The organism is Janthinobacterium sp. EB271-G4-7A (assembly GCF_020858075.1).
In the GTDB taxonomy this organism is placed as follows: domain Bacteria; phylum Pseudomonadota; class Gammaproteobacteria; order Burkholderiales; family Burkholderiaceae_D; genus Janthinobacterium; species Janthinobacterium lividum.
Genome location: NZ_JACYMI010000001.1, coordinates 3,159,612 through 3,174,907 on the forward strand (window position 1 = coordinate 3,159,612; position 15,296 = coordinate 3,174,907).

A 15,296-nucleotide genomic window follows, 5' to 3' on the forward strand; every position below is an offset into this window, starting at 1 on the left:
CTGGGTCCGACCCGGCGGGCCAGACCCTTCTACCGGGCTACTTGCCCTGGCGGTGCTCGACCGCATACACGGCAGCCTGCACGCGGCTGGTGAGGTTGAGTTTTTTCAGCACGTTCTGCACGTGGATCTTGACCGTGCTTTCGGCCAGGTCGAGGGTGCGGGCGATGCCCTTGTTGCTCTCGCCGCGCGACAGGCAGTCGATGATTTCCTTTTCGCGCGGAGTGAGCTTGTCGAGTTCCGACACGGGTTCCTCGCGCCGCGTGCCCGCCTGCAGCTGCGCCACCAGCTTGCCCGTCATGGCTTCGGCAATGACGACTTCGCCGGCGGCCGCGCGGCGGATGGCGCGCACCAGGTAGTCGGCATCGATATTCTTGATCAGGTAACCGCAGGCGCCCGCGCGCAGGGCCGTCGCCAGGTCTTCCGCGTCTTCCGACACGGTCAGCATGACGATGGCCGTGTCGGGGCAGTCATGCTGCATCAGTTGCAGCGCTTCCACGCCGGACATGCCGGCCATGTTCAGGTCCAGCAGTACCACGTCGGGCTGCAGCTGGATGGCGCGCTTGATGCCTTCCACGCCATCGGCCGCCTCGCCCACGACGGAAAAGTCCGTATGCCGCTGCAGCAGCGAGCGTATGCCGCTGCGGAACAGCGCGTGGTCATCCACCAGCATGACGGTGATCGGTTTATCGGGAGTCTCCATTTTTTGTACTTTCAGGTAGTTACTTAGGCGGCGCGGCGCTGTTCGCGCGACAGGTGCAGTTCGACGGTCGTGCCGCCGCCGGGACAGGCATGCACGTCGAACGTGGCGTCGATGCGCTGTGCGCGCTCGCGCATGATATGGATGCCGACATGGCTGTCGCCCTTTTCCAGCACGGCGGCAGCATCGAAGCCGACGCCATTATCGCTGATCGTCAAGGTAAAGTCCTGGTGATCGGCGAGGCGCACCTCGACGTGGCTGGCCTGGGCGTGCTTGCGGATGTTCGACAGCGCTTCCTGCACGATGAATAATAACTGCAATTGCTGCTCGCGGGGGAATGGCGCGCCGTCGACGTCGGCCAGCAGATCGGCCTCGATGCCCGTCTGGCGGCGGAATTTGTCCACCGCCGCGCGCAGGGAGCCAATCAGGTCATCCTCCATCAGGCGGCTGCGGAAGTTCGCCAGCAGCTCGCGCACGTCCTCGTAGCTTTCCTTCACGCCCGCATGCAGGGCCGGCACGATGCCCGCCACCTCGTCGAAACGGGCGTTGCGCACGGAGTCGTCGAGCATCTGCACTTGCAGGTTGAGGAAATTGAGGCTTTGCGCGATGCTGTCATGCAGGCCTTGCGCCACCAGGTTGCGCTCTTCGGAAATGGCCATTTCGCGCTCGCGCGCGGCCAGGCGCAGGTTTTCCAGCGCGATGCCCAGCAGCTGGCCCAGGGTTTCCAGCAAGGCCAGCTCGCGCGCGGAAAACACGCGCGCATGGCGGAAATGCAGGTTGAAAAAGCCCAGGTGCTGTTCGTGCGCGTGGATATGGAAGACGGAGACGGTGGCAAAGCCTTCGCGGTGGCAGCGCAGCTCGTGCGCCTTGTCGATGCGGCGCATGTCGTGCACCTTCGCCACCTTCATCTCGACGGCCGTGCCGCACAGGCAGTCGCCCACCTTCAGGCAATGCTCGGACGCCACCAGCTCCTCGGACAGGCCGTGGTGCACCACCATGTGCAGGTTGCCCCGCTCGGCGTCGAGCACGCGCACGGTGGAGCCGTCGGCTTCGAAATAGTCGACGATGCGCTGCATGAAGCCGCCGCAAATGTCTTCCAGGGGCTGCGGGCACTGCAAAAAGGCGGCGCTTTCGTACAGCAGCGCCAATTCGCGGTTGCGGTATTCGAGGGTGGCCGTCTTGCTGCGCACGCCCTCTTCCAGGTTGCCGTACAGCGCCTGCAGGCGGTCGGCCATCTGGTTGAAGCCGCTGGCCAGCTGGCCGAATTCGTCATTGCTTTCCACTGCCAGGCGCACGCTGAAATCGCGCTCCTTCATGCGCTGCATGCCCAGGCGCAGCCGCGTCACCGGTTCGATGATCAGCATGAACATCAGGTAAATCATGCTAACCGTGCCGATGACGGCCATGCCGACGAGGATCAGCTGCGAGGCGCGCAGCCAGAAGGTGCGCTGTTCGCTATCGTGCTCGATCAGGCGCACCAATTGGTCCACCTGCCCCACGAAGGTATCGGCGTCATGCTCGAACTGGCGCGCGCGCGCGGTGGAATCGGCTGCCAGCGCAGCCGGACGCAGGGCGCCGCGCCAGGCAACGCCGATGCGCTCGAATTCCGACTTGATGGCCGTGCTGGGAGGCAGGAACAAGGGGCGCTGCGGGTCGCCGTGGCCTATCTTGGCCAGGGTCTCGTCGATCAGCATCACTTGCTGGCGCGCCTGTTCGCGGGCGTCGCTGGCAAGCAGCAGGGTCAGGCGGTAGGTCTGCATGCGCAGCCGGCCCGTCTCGTTGATGGCGGCCGAACTGCCTTCCAGCTGCCACGACAAAAACAGGGTGCAACCGATGGCGCTCAGGGCCAGCACCAGCATGAGCAGCAGCGCGCCGACGATCTTGGTCGACAGCTTCTGCCAGGAGGAAAACATCGCCTTGAATTTCATACCGCCCTTGAATGTAAATGCAAACTGCCTCAGCCGCCCGTCTGTGCCATGAACCGGATGATTTTATCGGGCTGCGTATTGAAATCATGCTGCTGCGGCTTGAGTTCGATGGCGGCGCGGATCGCCGCTTCGATCTCCGCATCCGTGGCCCCGCCGCGCAGCATGGGGCCGAAGGCGAATTTCTCTTCCTGGCCCAGGCACAGATACAGGGTACCATCGACGGACAGGCGCACGCGGTTGCAGGTGGCGCAAAAATGCTGCGACATGGGCGTGATGAAGCCGATGTTCGAGCGCCCGTCGGCTGTCGCCAGGTAGCGCGCCGGCCCGCCACCGAGCTCCATCGCCTGCGGCACCAGGCCAAAGCGGGCCGCCAGGCGCTCGCGCACGGGGCCCAGCGGCATGTAGCAGGCATTGCGGCCCGTGCTGCCCATGGGCATGGCTTCGATCAGGCGCAGGATGAACTGCTGCTCGATGCAGAACGCCGCCATGGCCTCGATCTGGCCGTCATTGACGCCGCGCATGGCCACCATATTGATCTTGATCGGGTCGAAACCGGCCGCCTTGCCCGCCATCAAGCCATCCAGAATCGGTTGCAGGCTGTCGCGCCCCGTGATCTGCTGCATGCAGGCGCGGTCCAGCGAATCCAGGCTGACGTTGATGCGGTCCACGCCCGCCGCGCGCAAGGCCACGGCATGTTTGCCCAGTTGGGTGGCATTCGTCGACAGCGACAGGTCCTGCAGGCCAGGCAGCGCCGTCAGCCGCTGCGCCAGTTGCGGCAGGTTGCGCCGCAACAGGGGCTCGCCGCCCGTCAGGCGCACGCGGCGCGTGCCGAGGCGAACGAAGATGCCCAGCAGGCGCTCGATCTCGTCGAACGTCAGCCAGTCCTTCGGTTCCTCGAAGCCGCGAAAGCCCTTGGGCATGCAGTAACTGCAGCGCAAATCGCAACGGTCGGTAACGGACAGCCGCACATAATCGATCGAACGGCCAAAACGGTCCTGCAACTTGACGCTACCCATGACGCTACTCCTGTTTCTTTCTTGATTGTAAAGGCTGGGGCACGATCTGGCTGTGCCCCAGAAGGCCTAGCGGCCTACGCCTTTCGGACTACGCCTTTCAGCTTACTGAACCAGCGGACTGGCTGTGCCTTCCAGCTCGACACCGGCGATCTCGGCGCGCCCCACCAGCAAGTGCAGGTACTGGTGCACGGCGCGCTGCCACGCGGCGCGCGACAGGCGGTCGGCGATCTGCGCCTGCACCGCCTCATAGGCGATGGCCTGGCCTTCGACCCGGCGCAACACTTGCACGATGTGGTAGCCGAAGCGCGTTTCCAGCAAATGGCCGGCCAGCGCGCCCTCTTCCAGGCGGAACAGCAGCGCGTCGAATTCCGGCACGCTCTGGCCCGGCGACAGCTGGCCCAGGTTGCCCCCCAGGGCGCCCGACGGGCAGTTCGAATACTGCGCCGCCAGTTCGCCGAAGCGCTCGGGCGCCAGTTTGAGGGCGTCGAGCACGGCTTGCGCCGTCGTGCGCAGCAGCTCCAGCGGCGCCTCGGGCGTCACCTGGAACAGGATATGGCGCGCCTCGACCAGCGCCCCGCTGCTGAACAACTGCGGGCGCTGCGCATAAAAGGTGCGGCAAGCCGCATCGTCGGCGGGCGGCACGCGCACTTCCTGCGCAAACAGCGCTTCGATGCGGTCGTCAGTACTGCCCCCCTGCACGCCGAGGCGTTCGGCCTCGTCGAGCAGGAGCCGGCGCAGCACCAGTTCATGCACGGCCTGTTTCAGCGGATTGCCGGCGCCGTCGTGATGCGGCAGCTCCTGCGCGATGTCGGCATCGTCGATATCGATGCCATTGACGGAGATTCCCATGATGTAGCTCCTTTCTTAGCGGCGGCGCACCAGTTGATAGGCGCGGCCCAGATATCCAATGGCGCCAAAGCCGCTCCACACGTGCACCAGGCGGGTGAACGGGAAGATGACGAACAGCGACATGCCCATGAACAGGTGCAGCTTGAACACCAGCGGCGCATCGACGATGAAGCTGGCCGCGTCGCCGCGGAAGGTCACGATGTGCTGCGCCCAGTTCATCAGCAAGACCATCATGTGGCCATCCATGTGCGAAGCCGAGACGAAGATCGACGACAGGCCCAGCAGCAAGGTCAGCAATATCCACACCATCACCAGCTTGTCGCCGGCCGTGGTGACGGCGCGCAGCCGTTCATTGCCGAAGCGGCGCGCCAGCAGGATCAGGATGCCGACCAGGCACAGGCCGCCCATCACGCCGCCGGCCGCCATGGCCACGCCCTGCTTCAGGCTATGCGACACGCCCAGGGTATCCCATACCCAGACGGGGGTCAGCAAGCCGGCCGCATGGCCGAACAGCAGGCCGATGATGCCGATGTGGAACAGGATATTGCCCAGGCGCAGGCTGCCGCGGTGCAGCAGCTGGCTGGAATCGGACTTCCACGTATATTGCTCGCGGTCGAAACGGATCAGGCTACCCAGGAAAAAGATGGCCAGCGCGATGTATGGATAAATGCCATACACAAATTGATGCAAGTAATTACTCATGATGTACTCTCCTCATGCGGACGCGATTCAAGCGGCGCGCCGCAGCTGCGGGTGAAAATGCACGGGATGGACGCCGCCCGGCGCTTGGCGCAGCAACGGCTCGACGCCGTCCGCACCGGGACCGAAGGTTTCCAGCGCTTCGTCCATGTCGCGCACCGGCGGTTCGGCCAGCATTTCTGCCGCCACGGGGCTCAGGCGTTCGAGCAGCGTGAAGACGGGCGCGTACGGGCTGCCGTTGGCCGTCAGCTTGCGGCCGATGTGCGCCAGCACGTGGACGGCATCGCCCAGCAGCGGTGCCGAGACTTCCTCGTCGAGCTGTGCCAGAAACTCCAGGAACAGGGGCACGAAGTCGGGCAAGTCGTCGCCCACCATTTGCAGGCCGTGGCGCTTGTATTCCTCCATCAGGTCGACCATGGCCTGGCCCCGGTCGCGCGATTCGCCGTGGATATGCTCGAACAGGTGCAGCGAGTGCGACGGATTGCGGTCGAAGGTGGCCACGTACTGCTGCTGCAGGTCGATCAGGCTGCTGCTTTCCAGGTGCGCCAGCAAGGGCCGCAGCAGCGCGTGCTGCTCCGGCACGGCCGCCAGCGCGGCGCCGAGCTGCGGCAGGTGCGCGATCAGCTCTGGCTCGGGATACAGCAGCAGGCGAGAAAGGACTTGGTAGTGATGCATAGCGTGTTCCATATGAGCTCCTTAAGCGCCTGGCGCCGTTTTGCGCGACTTCGGCATCTGCATGAAGATGGCCGAACCGTGCTTTTTCTTGCCGAACAAGGTCGGCTCGCTGGTGCCGTCCGAGCAGCCATTGCCGAAGCTGAAGCCGCACGAACCCTTCTCGTTGAAACTGTCCTCGGCCATTTCCTTGTGGCTGCTGGGGATGACGAAGCGGTCTTCGTAATTGGCGATGGCCATGATGTGGTACATGTCCTCCACCTGCGCCTTGGTCAAGCCCACCTGTTTCAGAACCGTGAGGTTCTCCACCTTCTCGACGGTCTTGCTGCGCATGTAGGCACGCATGGCCAGCATGCGGTCCAGTGCCGTGACGATGGGCGGCTGGTCGCCGGCCGTCAGCAGATTGGCCAGGTACTGCACGGGAATGCGCAGGCTTTGCGTGTCCGGCAGCATGCCGTTCACGCCCAGCTTGCCCGATTCGGCGGCCGCCTGGATCGGCGACAGGGGCGGCACGTACCACACCATCGGCAAGGTGCGGTACTCGGGATGCAGCGGGAACGCCACTTTCCACTCGACGGCCATCTTGTAGACGGGCGACTTGACGGCCGCTTCCAGCCAAAGGTCCGGGATGCCCTGGCGGCGCGCCTCGGCGATGATGGCCGGGTCGTGCGGGTCGAGGAACAGATCGAGCTGCGCCTGGTACAGGTCCTGCTCTTGCGGCACGGAGGCGGCAGCCTCGATCTTGTCGGCGTCGTACAGCAGCACGCCCAGGTAGCGGATGCGGCCCACGCACGTTTCCGAGCACACGGTCGGCTGGCCCGCTTCGATGCGCGGGAAGCAGAAGGTGCACTTCTCCGCCTTGCCGGACGACCAATTGTAGTAAATCTTCTTGTACGGGCAACCGGAGATGCACATGCGCCAGCCGCGGCACTTGTCCTGGTCGATCAGCACGATGCCGTCGTCTTCGCGCTTGTACACGGAGCCGGAGGGGCAAGACGCCACGCACGTCGGGTTCAGGCAATGCTCGCACAGGCGCGGCAAGTACATCATGAAGGTGTTTTCGAACGTGCCGTACATCTCCTTCTGCATGTTGTCGAACAGTTTATCTTTGCTGCGCTGGGCAAACTCGCCGCCCAGGTCATCTTCCCAATTCGGACCCCACTCGATTTTTTCCATCTTTTTCCCCGTCAGCACGGAGATCGGACGGGCCGTCGGCGGCGTCTGCGACAGCGGCGCGCTTTGCAGGTGCTCGTAGTCGTAGGTGAACGGCTCGTAATACTCGTCGATGGCCGGCAGGTTCGGGTTGGCGAAGATGTTGGCCAGGATTTTCAGACGGCTGCCCTGACGCGGCTCGATCTTGCCCGCGTCCGTGCGGCGCCAGCCGCCATTCCACTTGTCCTGGTTTTCCCACTGCTTCGGATAGCCGATGCCCGGCTTGGTTTCCACGTTGTTGAACCATGCGTACTCGACGCCGTCGCGGCTGGTCCATACGTTCTTGCAGGTGACGGAACAGGTGTGGCAGCCGATGCACTTGTCCAGGTTCAGCACCATGCCGATTTGCGCTCTGATTTTCATACTATGCTCCTTCTTCCTGCAACGGGCCTTCGAGCCAGTCGACCTTGTTCATCTTGCGCACCAATACGAATTCATCGCGGTTGGAGCCCACCGTGCCGTAGTAATTGAAGCCGTACGCCAACTGGGCGTAGCCGCCGATCATGTGCGTCGGCTTGGGCACCGCCCGCGTCACCGAGTTATGGATGCCGCCCCGCTTGCCCGTCATCTCCGCGCCAGGCACGTTGATGATCTTTTCCTGGGCGTGGTACATCATCGTCATGCCGGCCGGGATGCGCTGGCTGACGATGGCGCGCGCCGTCAGGCTGCCGTTCACGTTGAACACTTCGATCCAGTCGTTGTCGACGATGCCGGCCGTCTTCGCGTCGGTCTCCGACAGCCACACGTGCGGTCCGCCGCGCGACAGGGTCAGCATGCGCAGGTTGTCCGAATACGTGGAGTGGATGCCCCACTTCTGGTGCGGCGTCAAAAAGTTCAGCGCCAGTTCCTTGTTGCCGTTCGGCTTGGTGCCCAGCAGCGCTTCCGTCGTCTTCGTGTTGATGGCCGGCTTGTACACGCACAGTCCCTCGCCGAAATCGCGCATCCACAAATGATCCTGGTAAAACTGCTGGCGGCCCGTCAGGGTGCGCCAAGGGATCAGTTCATGCACGTTGGTATAGCCGGCCGTGTAGCTGACTTCCTCGCTTTCCAGGCCCGACCAGGTGGGCGAGGAAATGATCTTGCGCGGCTGCGCCTGCACGTCGCGGAAGCGGATGCTGTCATGCTCGCGCGGCAGCGCCAGGTGCGTATGCTCGCGTCCCGTGATGGCGGACAGCGCGGCCCAGGCCTTGACGGCCACGTGGCCATTCGTTTCCGGCGCCAGCGACAAAATCATCTCGGCCGCGTCGATGGCCGTATCGAGGCGCGGCTGGCCCTTGGAGACGCCTTCTTCGAGCACCGTGCGGTTGACGCCGCGCAGGACCTCGACTTCATGCCCCGTTTTCCAGGAAATGCCCTTGCCGCCGTTGCCGATGGTTTCCAGCAGCGGGCCGATCGAGGTGAACTTCTTGTACACGTCGCGGTAATTGCGCTCGACCACCGTCATGTTCGGCATGGTCTTGCCGGGAATGGCGTCGCATTCGCCGGCGCGCCAATCCTTGGGATCGAAAGGCTGGCCCAGTTCGCCCGGGGTGTCGTGCATCAGCGGCGTGAGGATGATGTCTTGCTGGGTGCCCAGCAGCTCGCCGCCGATTTCCGAGAATTTCTCGGCGATGCCCTTGTAGATTTCCCAGTCCGACTTCGATTGCCACAAGGGCTGCACGGCTTCCGACAGCGGGTGGATGAACGGATGCATGTCCGAGGTATTCAGATCATCCTTTTCGTACCAGGTGGCCGTCGGCAGCACCACGTCGCCATACAGGCACGTGGTCGACATGCGGAAGTCCAGCACCACCAGCAGATCGAGCTTGCCTTCGGCGGCCGGGCGCACTTTCACCTGCTTCGGCGTGATGCAGTCGTCTTCGTCGCTGAGCAAGCCGTTCTGCGTGCCGAGCAGGTATTTCAGGAAGTACTCGTGGCCCTTGCCGGAGCTGCCCAGAATATTCGAACGCCAGACAAACATATTGCGCGGGAAGTTGGCCGGGTTGTCCGGGTCGTCGCACGAGAACTGCAGCTGGCCCGCCTTGATCTGGTCGAGCGCATATGCGGCCGGCGCCTGCCCCGCCGCCTTGGCGGCCTTGGCCACTTCCAGCGGATTGGTCTGCAACTGCGGAGCCGATGGCAGCCAGCCCATGCGCTCGGCCTTGGCGTTGTAGTCGAGCAGGGTCAGGTCGCCCGTGCCGCCGGCCGCCGATGGCGAGGCGATGTCGCCCGTTTCCAGCTTTTCATGGCGCCACTGGCTCGTGTGGGCATAGAAGAACGAGGTGCCGTTCATCTGGCGCATCGGACGCACCCAGTCCTGGGCGAAAGCCAAAGGCGTCCAGCCCGTTTGCGGACGCAGTTTTTCCTGGCCCACGTAATGGGCCCAGCCGCCGCCCGACTGGCCGATACAGCCGCACATCATCAGCATGTTGATGATGCCGCGGTACGTCATGTCCATGTGGTACCAGTGATTCAGGCCGGCGCCCACGATGACCATGCTCTTGCCGCGCGTCTGGTCCGCGTTTTCCGCGAACTGGCGCGCCACGGTGATGACGTCGGCACGTTTCACGCCCGTGTGCTTCTCCTGCCATGCCGGGGTGTACGGCACGTCGTCGTCATAGCTTTCCGCCACGTTTTCGCCGCCGAGGCCACGATCGATGCCGTAGTTGGCCAGCGTCAGGTCGAACACGGTGGTGACCAGGCCCGTCGTGCCGTCGGCCAGGCGGATGGTTTTCACCGGTACCTTGCGCAGCAACATGTCCGACGCATCCTTGCCGCCGAAGTAGGCAAAGCCCACTTCCGTGACGGCGTCGCTGTCGTTGATCATGGAGAGCATCGGCACGATAGGTTCGCCGCTGCCGCCCGCTTTTTGCTCCAGGTTCCACTTGCCCGATTCGCCCCAGCGGAAGCCGATGGAGCCTGCCGGCGCCGTGATGGCGCCCGTGGTTTCATCGATGACGAGGGTTTTCCATTCCGGATTGTTGGTTTCGTCGAGGTTGTTGTCCAGGTGCGAAGCGCGCAGGAAGTAGTCGGGCACCAGGGTGCCGTTATGCTCCTTGAGCAGCACCAGCATGGGGAAGTCCGTGTACTGGCGCGCATAGTCGCGGAAGTAGGCGCTCTGCCCTTCCGAGTGGAATTCCTTGAGGATGACGTGGCCCATGGCCAGCGCCAGCGCGGCATCCGTGCCCTGCTTCGGCGCCAGCCAGATGTCGCCGAACTTCACCATTTCGCCGTAATCGGGCGAGATGGCCACGGTTTTCGTGCCCTTGTAGCGCACTTCCGTGTAGAAGTGGGCGTCGGGCGTGCGCGTCATCGGCACGTTCGAGCCCCACACCATCAGATAGGTCGAGTTGTACCAGTCGGCCGATTCCGGCACGTCCGTCTGCTCGCCCCACACTTGCGGACTGGCCGGCGGCAAGTCGCAGTACCAGTCATAGAAACTCAGGGCCACGCCGCCGATCAGCGACAGGTAGCGCGTGCCGGAAGCATAGCTGACCATGGACATGGCGGGAATCGGCGAAAAGCCGACGACGCGGTCCGGGCCGTATTTCTTGATCGTCAGCGCATTCGCGGCGGCGATGATTTCATTCGATTCGTCCCAGGTGGCGCGCACGAAGCCGCCCAGGCCGCGGATGGACTTGTACTGCTGCGAGCGCACGGGATCCTGGCTGATCCAGTCCCAGGCCGTGACGGGGTCCATGGTCTTGCGCGCTTCGCGCCACATTTCCATCAGGCGGCCGCGCACCATCGGGTATTTCACGCGCTGCGCCGAATACACGTACCAGGAATAGCTGGCGCCGCGCGGGCAGCCGCGCGGTTCGTGGTTCGGCAAGTCAGGCCGCGTGCGCGGATAATCGGTTTGCTGGGTTTCCCAGGTGATCAGGCCATTCTTGACGTATACCTTCCAGCTGCATGAACCGGTGCAGTTCACGCCATGCGTGGAGCGCACGATCTTGTCGTGCTGCCAGCGCTGGCGGTAGGCGTTTTCCCAAGTACGGTCTTCATCGACCACGGTGCCGTGGCCGTTTGAAAACGGCTCGGCGGGCTTGCTAAAAAATTTCAGGCGGTCCAGAAAGTGACTCATGCTACCTCCACATTGCGCCGCGGACAGCGGCGCCAGGTCTTAAAAAACGCTGCAAGCAGGATGGCTCAAGCGTCGATACAAACAGTCTATCGATGTGCCGTGCCCGGCGGTATTGGCAAGAAGTCGGTTTCCGGCACCAGGAATGCATAGGCGCGTAGTCACCCGGATAGTCACTATTGCCTATGGGCGGCAAGGCGGCGCTGCGGTATACCTGTCGTCATCGTTCAACCCAGAGAAAGAGCACCATGCCGATTACCGATTACGCCAGCCTGCTGCGCAGCGCCCGCAACCAGGAGCAGCCGCAACGCCTGCTGTTCACCTTTACCCAGGCGCAGGCCCAGCCTGGCGGCCAGGGCAAGTCCCTCACGCCCGTGATGTGCGCCGACAAGCTGCCCGAGGAACTGGACAGCTTCGAGACATTGAAAGAGGAGTCGAAACAGATGCAGACGCACTGGGACGTGGTCTTCGTGGCGGGACTGGCGGGCCAGGACGGCCAGCCGCCCGCGGCGCAGGAATGCGAGGCGCCCCTGCGCGCCATGGTGACGGCCATCGAGCAAGGCCGCATCGACAGCCTGCTGGCGTTTGACCGCAGCGGGGATTTGTTACGTTTTAGCTGAATCCGGCCAAGGGCGCTCGTGCAAATGACGCGCCCGTTCGATCGGGCAGACCAGCGGCAAAAACTGCTGCTGGCGCGCCGAATATGCCATCAGGGCCCCGCTGTCGATGTCGAAATACCATCCATGCAGTTTCAACACCCCCTGCTCCACCCGCCGCTTCAGCCACGGGTAGGTGAGCAGGTTGTCCAGCGACTGCAGGATGCTGGCCAGCTCGCACGCATGGTGCTGTTCCGACGACGAGCGGTGCGCCAGCTCGCGCCGCACCCTTTGCGCCACCGGTTCGGCGATGCGCATCCACTGTCCCACGAAGTCCGTTTCCTGACCTTCCGCGCGCGGCTGCGGTTCCAGCAGCGCGCGGATGCCGCCGCAGCGCGCATGTCCGAGCACGATGACCCTGGCCACTTCCAGCTTGCAGACGGCGAACTCGATGGCCGAGCTGACGCCGGGCGGCGCGTCGGGCGTACACGGTGGCACCAGGTTGGCGATATTACGCACGACGAACATGTCGCCCGGGTCGCTGCCCGTCAGCAGCATGGGATCGACGCGCGAATCGCAGCAGCCGATCAGCAAGGTCGAGGGCCGCTGCCCGTCGCGCAGGCTGTCGTACAAGGTTTGCGGCTCGCTGAAATACTGCTGCTGAAACAGGCTGAAGCCGTTGACAAATTTTTCCAGTTCTTCCATGACTACCTCGAATACTTTATACAGCGCCCGGCAAGCAGGACTTGCCAGGCGTTCTGACGCCAACTAGCAAGGCATCGGCGCATTCTTGCGCGCATAGCACCACCAGGTGATCGCGATGCAACTCACATAAAAGCCGATGAAGCACCACAAGGCCGCGTCGGGGCTGCCCGTCAGCGCAATCGAGGTGCCATAGCTTTTCGGGATGAAGAAGGCGCCATACGCGGCCACGGCCGACGTAAAGCCCAGGACGGCCGCGCCTTCCTTGTTGGCGTCGACGATGGCTTGCTCCTGCTCCGCCTTGCCCTTGCCGGCGGCCGCGCGCTGGTGCTCCGTCAGGAAGATCACGGGGATCATGCGGAAGGTCGACGCATTGCCAACGCCCGTGCCGGCGAACAGCAGCATGAACATCCAGAAGAAACCATTGAAGCTGCCACCCACGCCCGCTTGCGGCATGAAGTACAGCACGCCCAGCACGGCGCCGATCATCAGCAGGAACGACCACAGAGTGACGCGGGCGCCGCCCAATTTATCGGAAATCACGCCGCCGGCCACGCGCGCCAGCGCACCGACCAGGGGGCCGAGGAAGGCATAATCGAGCGGATTCACGTCGGGGAACTGGATCTTGATCAGCAGCGGAAAGGCGGCCGAATAACCGATGAAGGAGCCGAAGGTGCCCGTGTACAGCCAGCACATGAGCCAGTTGTGCTTGCGCTTGAAGATCACGGCCTGTTCGGAAAACGAAGCCTTCGCCGACGCCAGGTCATTCATGCCGAACCAGGCCAGCAAGGTGCTCAAGGCGATGAACGGCACCCAGATGAAGCCCGCGTTCTGCAGCCACATGTCCTTGCTCACGCCATTCTTGACCCAGGTGAGCGAATCGCCGCCCCAGGCGCCGAAGACGGCGAAGGTGATCACCAGCGGCACGACGAACTGCACCACCGACACGCCCAGGTTGCCCAGGCCCGCATTCATGCCCAGCGCGAAGCCCTTGCTGGCCTTGGGATAGAAAAAGCTGATGTTGGCCATCGACGAGGCGAAATTGCCGCCGCCGAAGCCGCACAGCAGCGCCAGGATCAGCATGGTCGGATAGCCCGTGTTCACATCCTGCACGGCCAGGCCGATACCGATGGCGGGAATCAGGAGCGAGCCAGTGGAAATGGCCGTCCAGCGGCGGCCGCCGAAGATCGGCACCATGAACGAATAAAAGATGCGCAAGGTGGCGCCGGACAGGCCCGGCAAGGCCGTCAGCCAGAACAGCTGGTTGTTACTGTAGGTGAAGCCGATGTTGGGCAGGTTGACCACCACCACGCTCCACACCATCCACACGGCGAATGCCAGCAGCAGCGCGGGAATCGAGATCCACAGATTGCGCGCGGCCGTGGCCTTGCCCGTGTTTTGCCAGAAGCTCGGGGTTTCCGGCTCCCACGTATTGATCATGTAGCGGCTCATGCTTTAGCTCCTGCAGGTTGATTGATAGTCGCCGCGCGCAGCGGCTTGAACGAGAAATGCATCCAGATGAGGGAAACGCAGACGGTGCCGTACAGGAGCATGAAGGAGCTCGAACGCACGCCGGTAAAGTCCACCAGGGCGCCGAACATCACGGGCAGGATGAAGCCACCCAGGCCGCCGGCCAGGCCGACCACGCCCGAGACGGCGCCGATGTTGTCGGAAAAATCATCGCCGATGAACTTGAAGACGGACGCCTTGCCCACGGCCATGGCGATGCCGACGATGAACAGCAGCACGGTGAACCACAGCGGCGACAGGCCGATATGGAAAGCCAGCGGCCCCGTGACGGTTTCCACGACCATCTGCGTTTGCGGATACGACAGCAGGAAAAAACACACCCAGCACACCCACATCACGGCCCAGGTGACTTTCGCCGCACCGTATTTGTCGGAGATCCAGCCGCCCACGGCGCGCAGCACGCCGCCCGGCAGCGAGAAGCACGCGGCCAGCAGCGCCGCGTGCTTCAGGTCGAAGCCGTATTCGGCCACGTAGTACTTGGTCATCCACAGGGCCAGCGCCACATAGCCACCAAACACCACCGAGTAGTACTGGCAGTAGCGCCACACGCGGGGATCCTTCAGCACCTTCATCTGCGCCGAAAAGCTCTCGCCCGATGGCGCCAGATGCGATTTGTCCGTGTACGAAAACAGCCAGAAGATGATGGCCGTGGCCAGCATGGCCACCGCATACACCTTGGGCAGCATTTGCCAGCCGAAGGCGGCGACGATGCCGGGCGCGACGAACTTGGTCAGCGCGGAACCGGAGTTGCCGGCGCCGAAGATGCCCATCGCCAGGCCGCGGCGCTCCTTTTCATACCAGCGCGCCACGTACGGCGTGCCGACGGAAAACGAGCCGCCCGCCAGGCCGACGAACATGCCCAGCACGAGGAAATGCCAGTAGGCGGTGGCGTAGGAGATCAGGTAGATCGGCACCACGCTGGCCAGCATCAGCCAGAAGAAGACGCGGCGTCCGCCGTATTTGTCCGTCCAGATGCCCAGCGGCACGCGCACGAGGGAGCCCGTCAGCACGGGCATGGCGGCCAGCAGGCCGAATTGTGTTTCAGTCAAACCCAGGCTGGTCTTGATGGGGATGCCCAGTACGGCAAACATCATCCAGACTGCAAAGCAGATGGTAAACGCGAAGGTGCTGCTGATCAGCACGGACGCCTGCTTGCGCCGCATGCCGGGTTCGACTGCCTTGTTACTACTGTTGTTCTTAGTGCCATCTAGGGTAGCCACGATGTTTCTCCATGAATGCACTGGCCGTCTGGCCAGCCGTCCCGACCAGCTTACGTGGCAGAGGGGAAAGGCACTATCGGCCACAGGGTGATTCTGGAAAGGCAATCTGGATAGC

Annotated in this window: 12 protein-coding genes; 1 reads left to right on the top strand and 11 read right to left on the bottom strand. The window is 63.5% G+C overall.

Features of this window, described 5'->3' with window-relative positions:
• Window positions 1-37: 37 nt before the first annotated feature.
• From IGS58_RS14275 to IGS58_RS14310, 8 genes are all read right to left on the bottom strand, one after another.
• Entirely contained in the window at window positions 38-700 is a 663-nt protein-coding gene (locus IGS58_RS14275) for a response regulator (protein ID WP_034781594.1), read from the bottom strand.
• Window positions 701-723: 23 nt separating this feature from the next.
• The gene (locus IGS58_RS14280; protein ID WP_329957990.1) at window positions 724-2,610 is read right to left on the bottom strand and encodes a type IV pili methyl-accepting chemotaxis transducer N-terminal domain-containing protein; all 1,887 of its coding nucleotides are present in this window, start codon (window positions 2,608-2,610) and stop codon (window positions 724-726) included.
• A 44-nt stretch (window positions 2,611-2,654) separates the two neighbouring features.
• Window positions 2,655-3,641, bottom strand: a complete 987-nt coding sequence (gene moaA, locus IGS58_RS14285) for a GTP 3',8-cyclase MoaA (protein WP_230521803.1) — start codon at window positions 3,639-3,641, stop codon at window positions 2,655-2,657.
• 102 nt (window positions 3,642-3,743) lie between these two features.
• Window positions 3,744-4,490, bottom strand: coding sequence for a peptidylprolyl isomerase (locus IGS58_RS14290; RefSeq protein ID WP_034781603.1), 747 nt, complete (start codon window positions 4,488-4,490; stop codon window positions 3,744-3,746).
• Between the two features lie 15 nt (window positions 4,491-4,505).
• Window positions 4,506-5,192: a respiratory nitrate reductase subunit gamma gene (gene narI, locus IGS58_RS14295; RefSeq protein WP_070256335.1), complete on the bottom strand. Its 687-nt coding sequence runs from the start codon at window positions 5,190-5,192 to the stop codon at window positions 4,506-4,508.
• A gap of 27 nt (window positions 5,193-5,219) precedes the next feature.
• Window positions 5,220-5,876 (bottom strand): nitrate reductase molybdenum cofactor assembly chaperone, encoded by a 657-nt coding sequence (gene narJ, locus IGS58_RS14300; protein WP_230521804.1) that lies wholly within the window; start codon window positions 5,874-5,876, stop codon window positions 5,220-5,222.
• A gap of 9 nt (window positions 5,877-5,885) precedes the next feature.
• Window positions 5,886-7,436, bottom strand: coding sequence for a nitrate reductase subunit beta (narH, locus tag IGS58_RS14305; protein WP_034781611.1), 1,551 nt, complete (start codon window positions 7,434-7,436; stop codon window positions 5,886-5,888).
• Window position 7,437: 1 nt separating this feature from the next.
• The gene (locus IGS58_RS14310; protein ID WP_070256339.1) at window positions 7,438-11,136 is read right to left on the bottom strand and encodes a nitrate reductase subunit alpha; all 3,699 of its coding nucleotides are present in this window, start codon (window positions 11,134-11,136) and stop codon (window positions 7,438-7,440) included.
• Window positions 11,137-11,381: 245 nt separating this feature from the next.
• Between IGS58_RS14310 and IGS58_RS14315 the strand changes: the two genes are divergently transcribed.
• Window positions 11,382-11,753, top strand: coding sequence for a hypothetical protein (locus tag IGS58_RS14315; RefSeq protein ID WP_034781616.1), 372 nt, complete (start codon window positions 11,382-11,384; stop codon window positions 11,751-11,753).
• Here IGS58_RS14315 and IGS58_RS14320 read toward each other — a convergent pair.
• The 3 genes from IGS58_RS14320 to IGS58_RS14330 all read right to left on the bottom strand — a co-directional run bounded on the left by IGS58_RS14320 (window position 11,739) and on the right by IGS58_RS14330 (window position 15,124).
• Window positions 11,739-12,434, bottom strand: coding sequence for a carbonic anhydrase (locus IGS58_RS14320; protein ID WP_230521805.1), 696 nt, complete (start codon window positions 12,432-12,434; stop codon window positions 11,739-11,741). The two genes, IGS58_RS14315 and IGS58_RS14320, sit on opposite strands and share 15 nt — an antisense overlap.
• Window positions 12,435-12,497: 63 nt before the next feature.
• Complete coding sequence (locus IGS58_RS14325) at window positions 12,498-13,883, bottom strand: NarK family nitrate/nitrite MFS transporter (RefSeq protein ID WP_034781619.1); 1,386 nt, start codon at window positions 13,881-13,883, stop codon at window positions 12,498-12,500.
• Entirely contained in the window at window positions 13,880-15,124 is a 1,245-nt protein-coding gene (locus IGS58_RS14330; RefSeq protein WP_070279442.1) for an MFS transporter, read from the bottom strand. Before IGS58_RS14330 ends, IGS58_RS14325 begins: the two co-directional genes overlap by 4 nt.
• Window positions 15,125-15,296: the final 172 nt, after the last annotated feature.

Coding starts and splice junctions, on each gene's coding strand:
- IGS58_RS14275 (WP_034781594.1), bottom strand. CDS start 700: ATGGAGACTCCCGATAAACCGATCACCGTCATGCTGGTGGATGACCAC.
- IGS58_RS14280 (WP_329957990.1), bottom strand. CDS start 2,610: ATGTTTTCCTCCTGGCAGAAGCTGTCGACCAAGATCGTCGGCGCGCTG.
- narJ (WP_230521804.1), bottom strand. CDS start 5,876: ATGGAACACGCTATGCATCACTACCAAGTCCTTTCTCGCCTGCTGCTG.
- IGS58_RS14325 (WP_034781619.1), bottom strand. CDS start 13,883: ATGAGCCGCTACATGATCAATACGTGGGAGCCGGAAACCCCGAGCTTC.
- IGS58_RS14320 (WP_230521805.1), bottom strand. CDS start 12,434: ATGGAAGAACTGGAAAAATTTGTCAACGGCTTCAGCCTGTTTCAGCAG.
- IGS58_RS14315 (WP_034781616.1), top strand. CDS start 11,382: ATGCCGATTACCGATTACGCCAGCCTGCTGCGCAGCGCCCGCAACCAG.
- narH (WP_034781611.1), bottom strand. CDS start 7,436: ATGAAAATCAGAGCGCAAATCGGCATGGTGCTGAACCTGGACAAGTGC.
- moaA (WP_230521803.1), bottom strand. CDS start 3,641: ATGGGTAGCGTCAAGTTGCAGGACCGTTTTGGCCGTTCGATCGATTAT.
- IGS58_RS14310 (WP_070256339.1), bottom strand. CDS start 11,136: ATGAGTCACTTTCTGGACCGCCTGAAATTTTTTAGCAAGCCCGCCGAG.
- IGS58_RS14330 (WP_070279442.1), bottom strand. CDS start 15,124: ATGCGGCGCAAGCAGGCGTCCGTGCTGATCAGCAGCACCTTCGCGTTT.
- narI (WP_070256335.1), bottom strand. CDS start 5,192: ATGAGTAATTACTTGCATCAATTTGTGTATGGCATTTATCCATACATC.
- IGS58_RS14290 (WP_034781603.1), bottom strand. CDS start 4,490: ATGGGAATCTCCGTCAATGGCATCGATATCGACGATGCCGACATCGCG.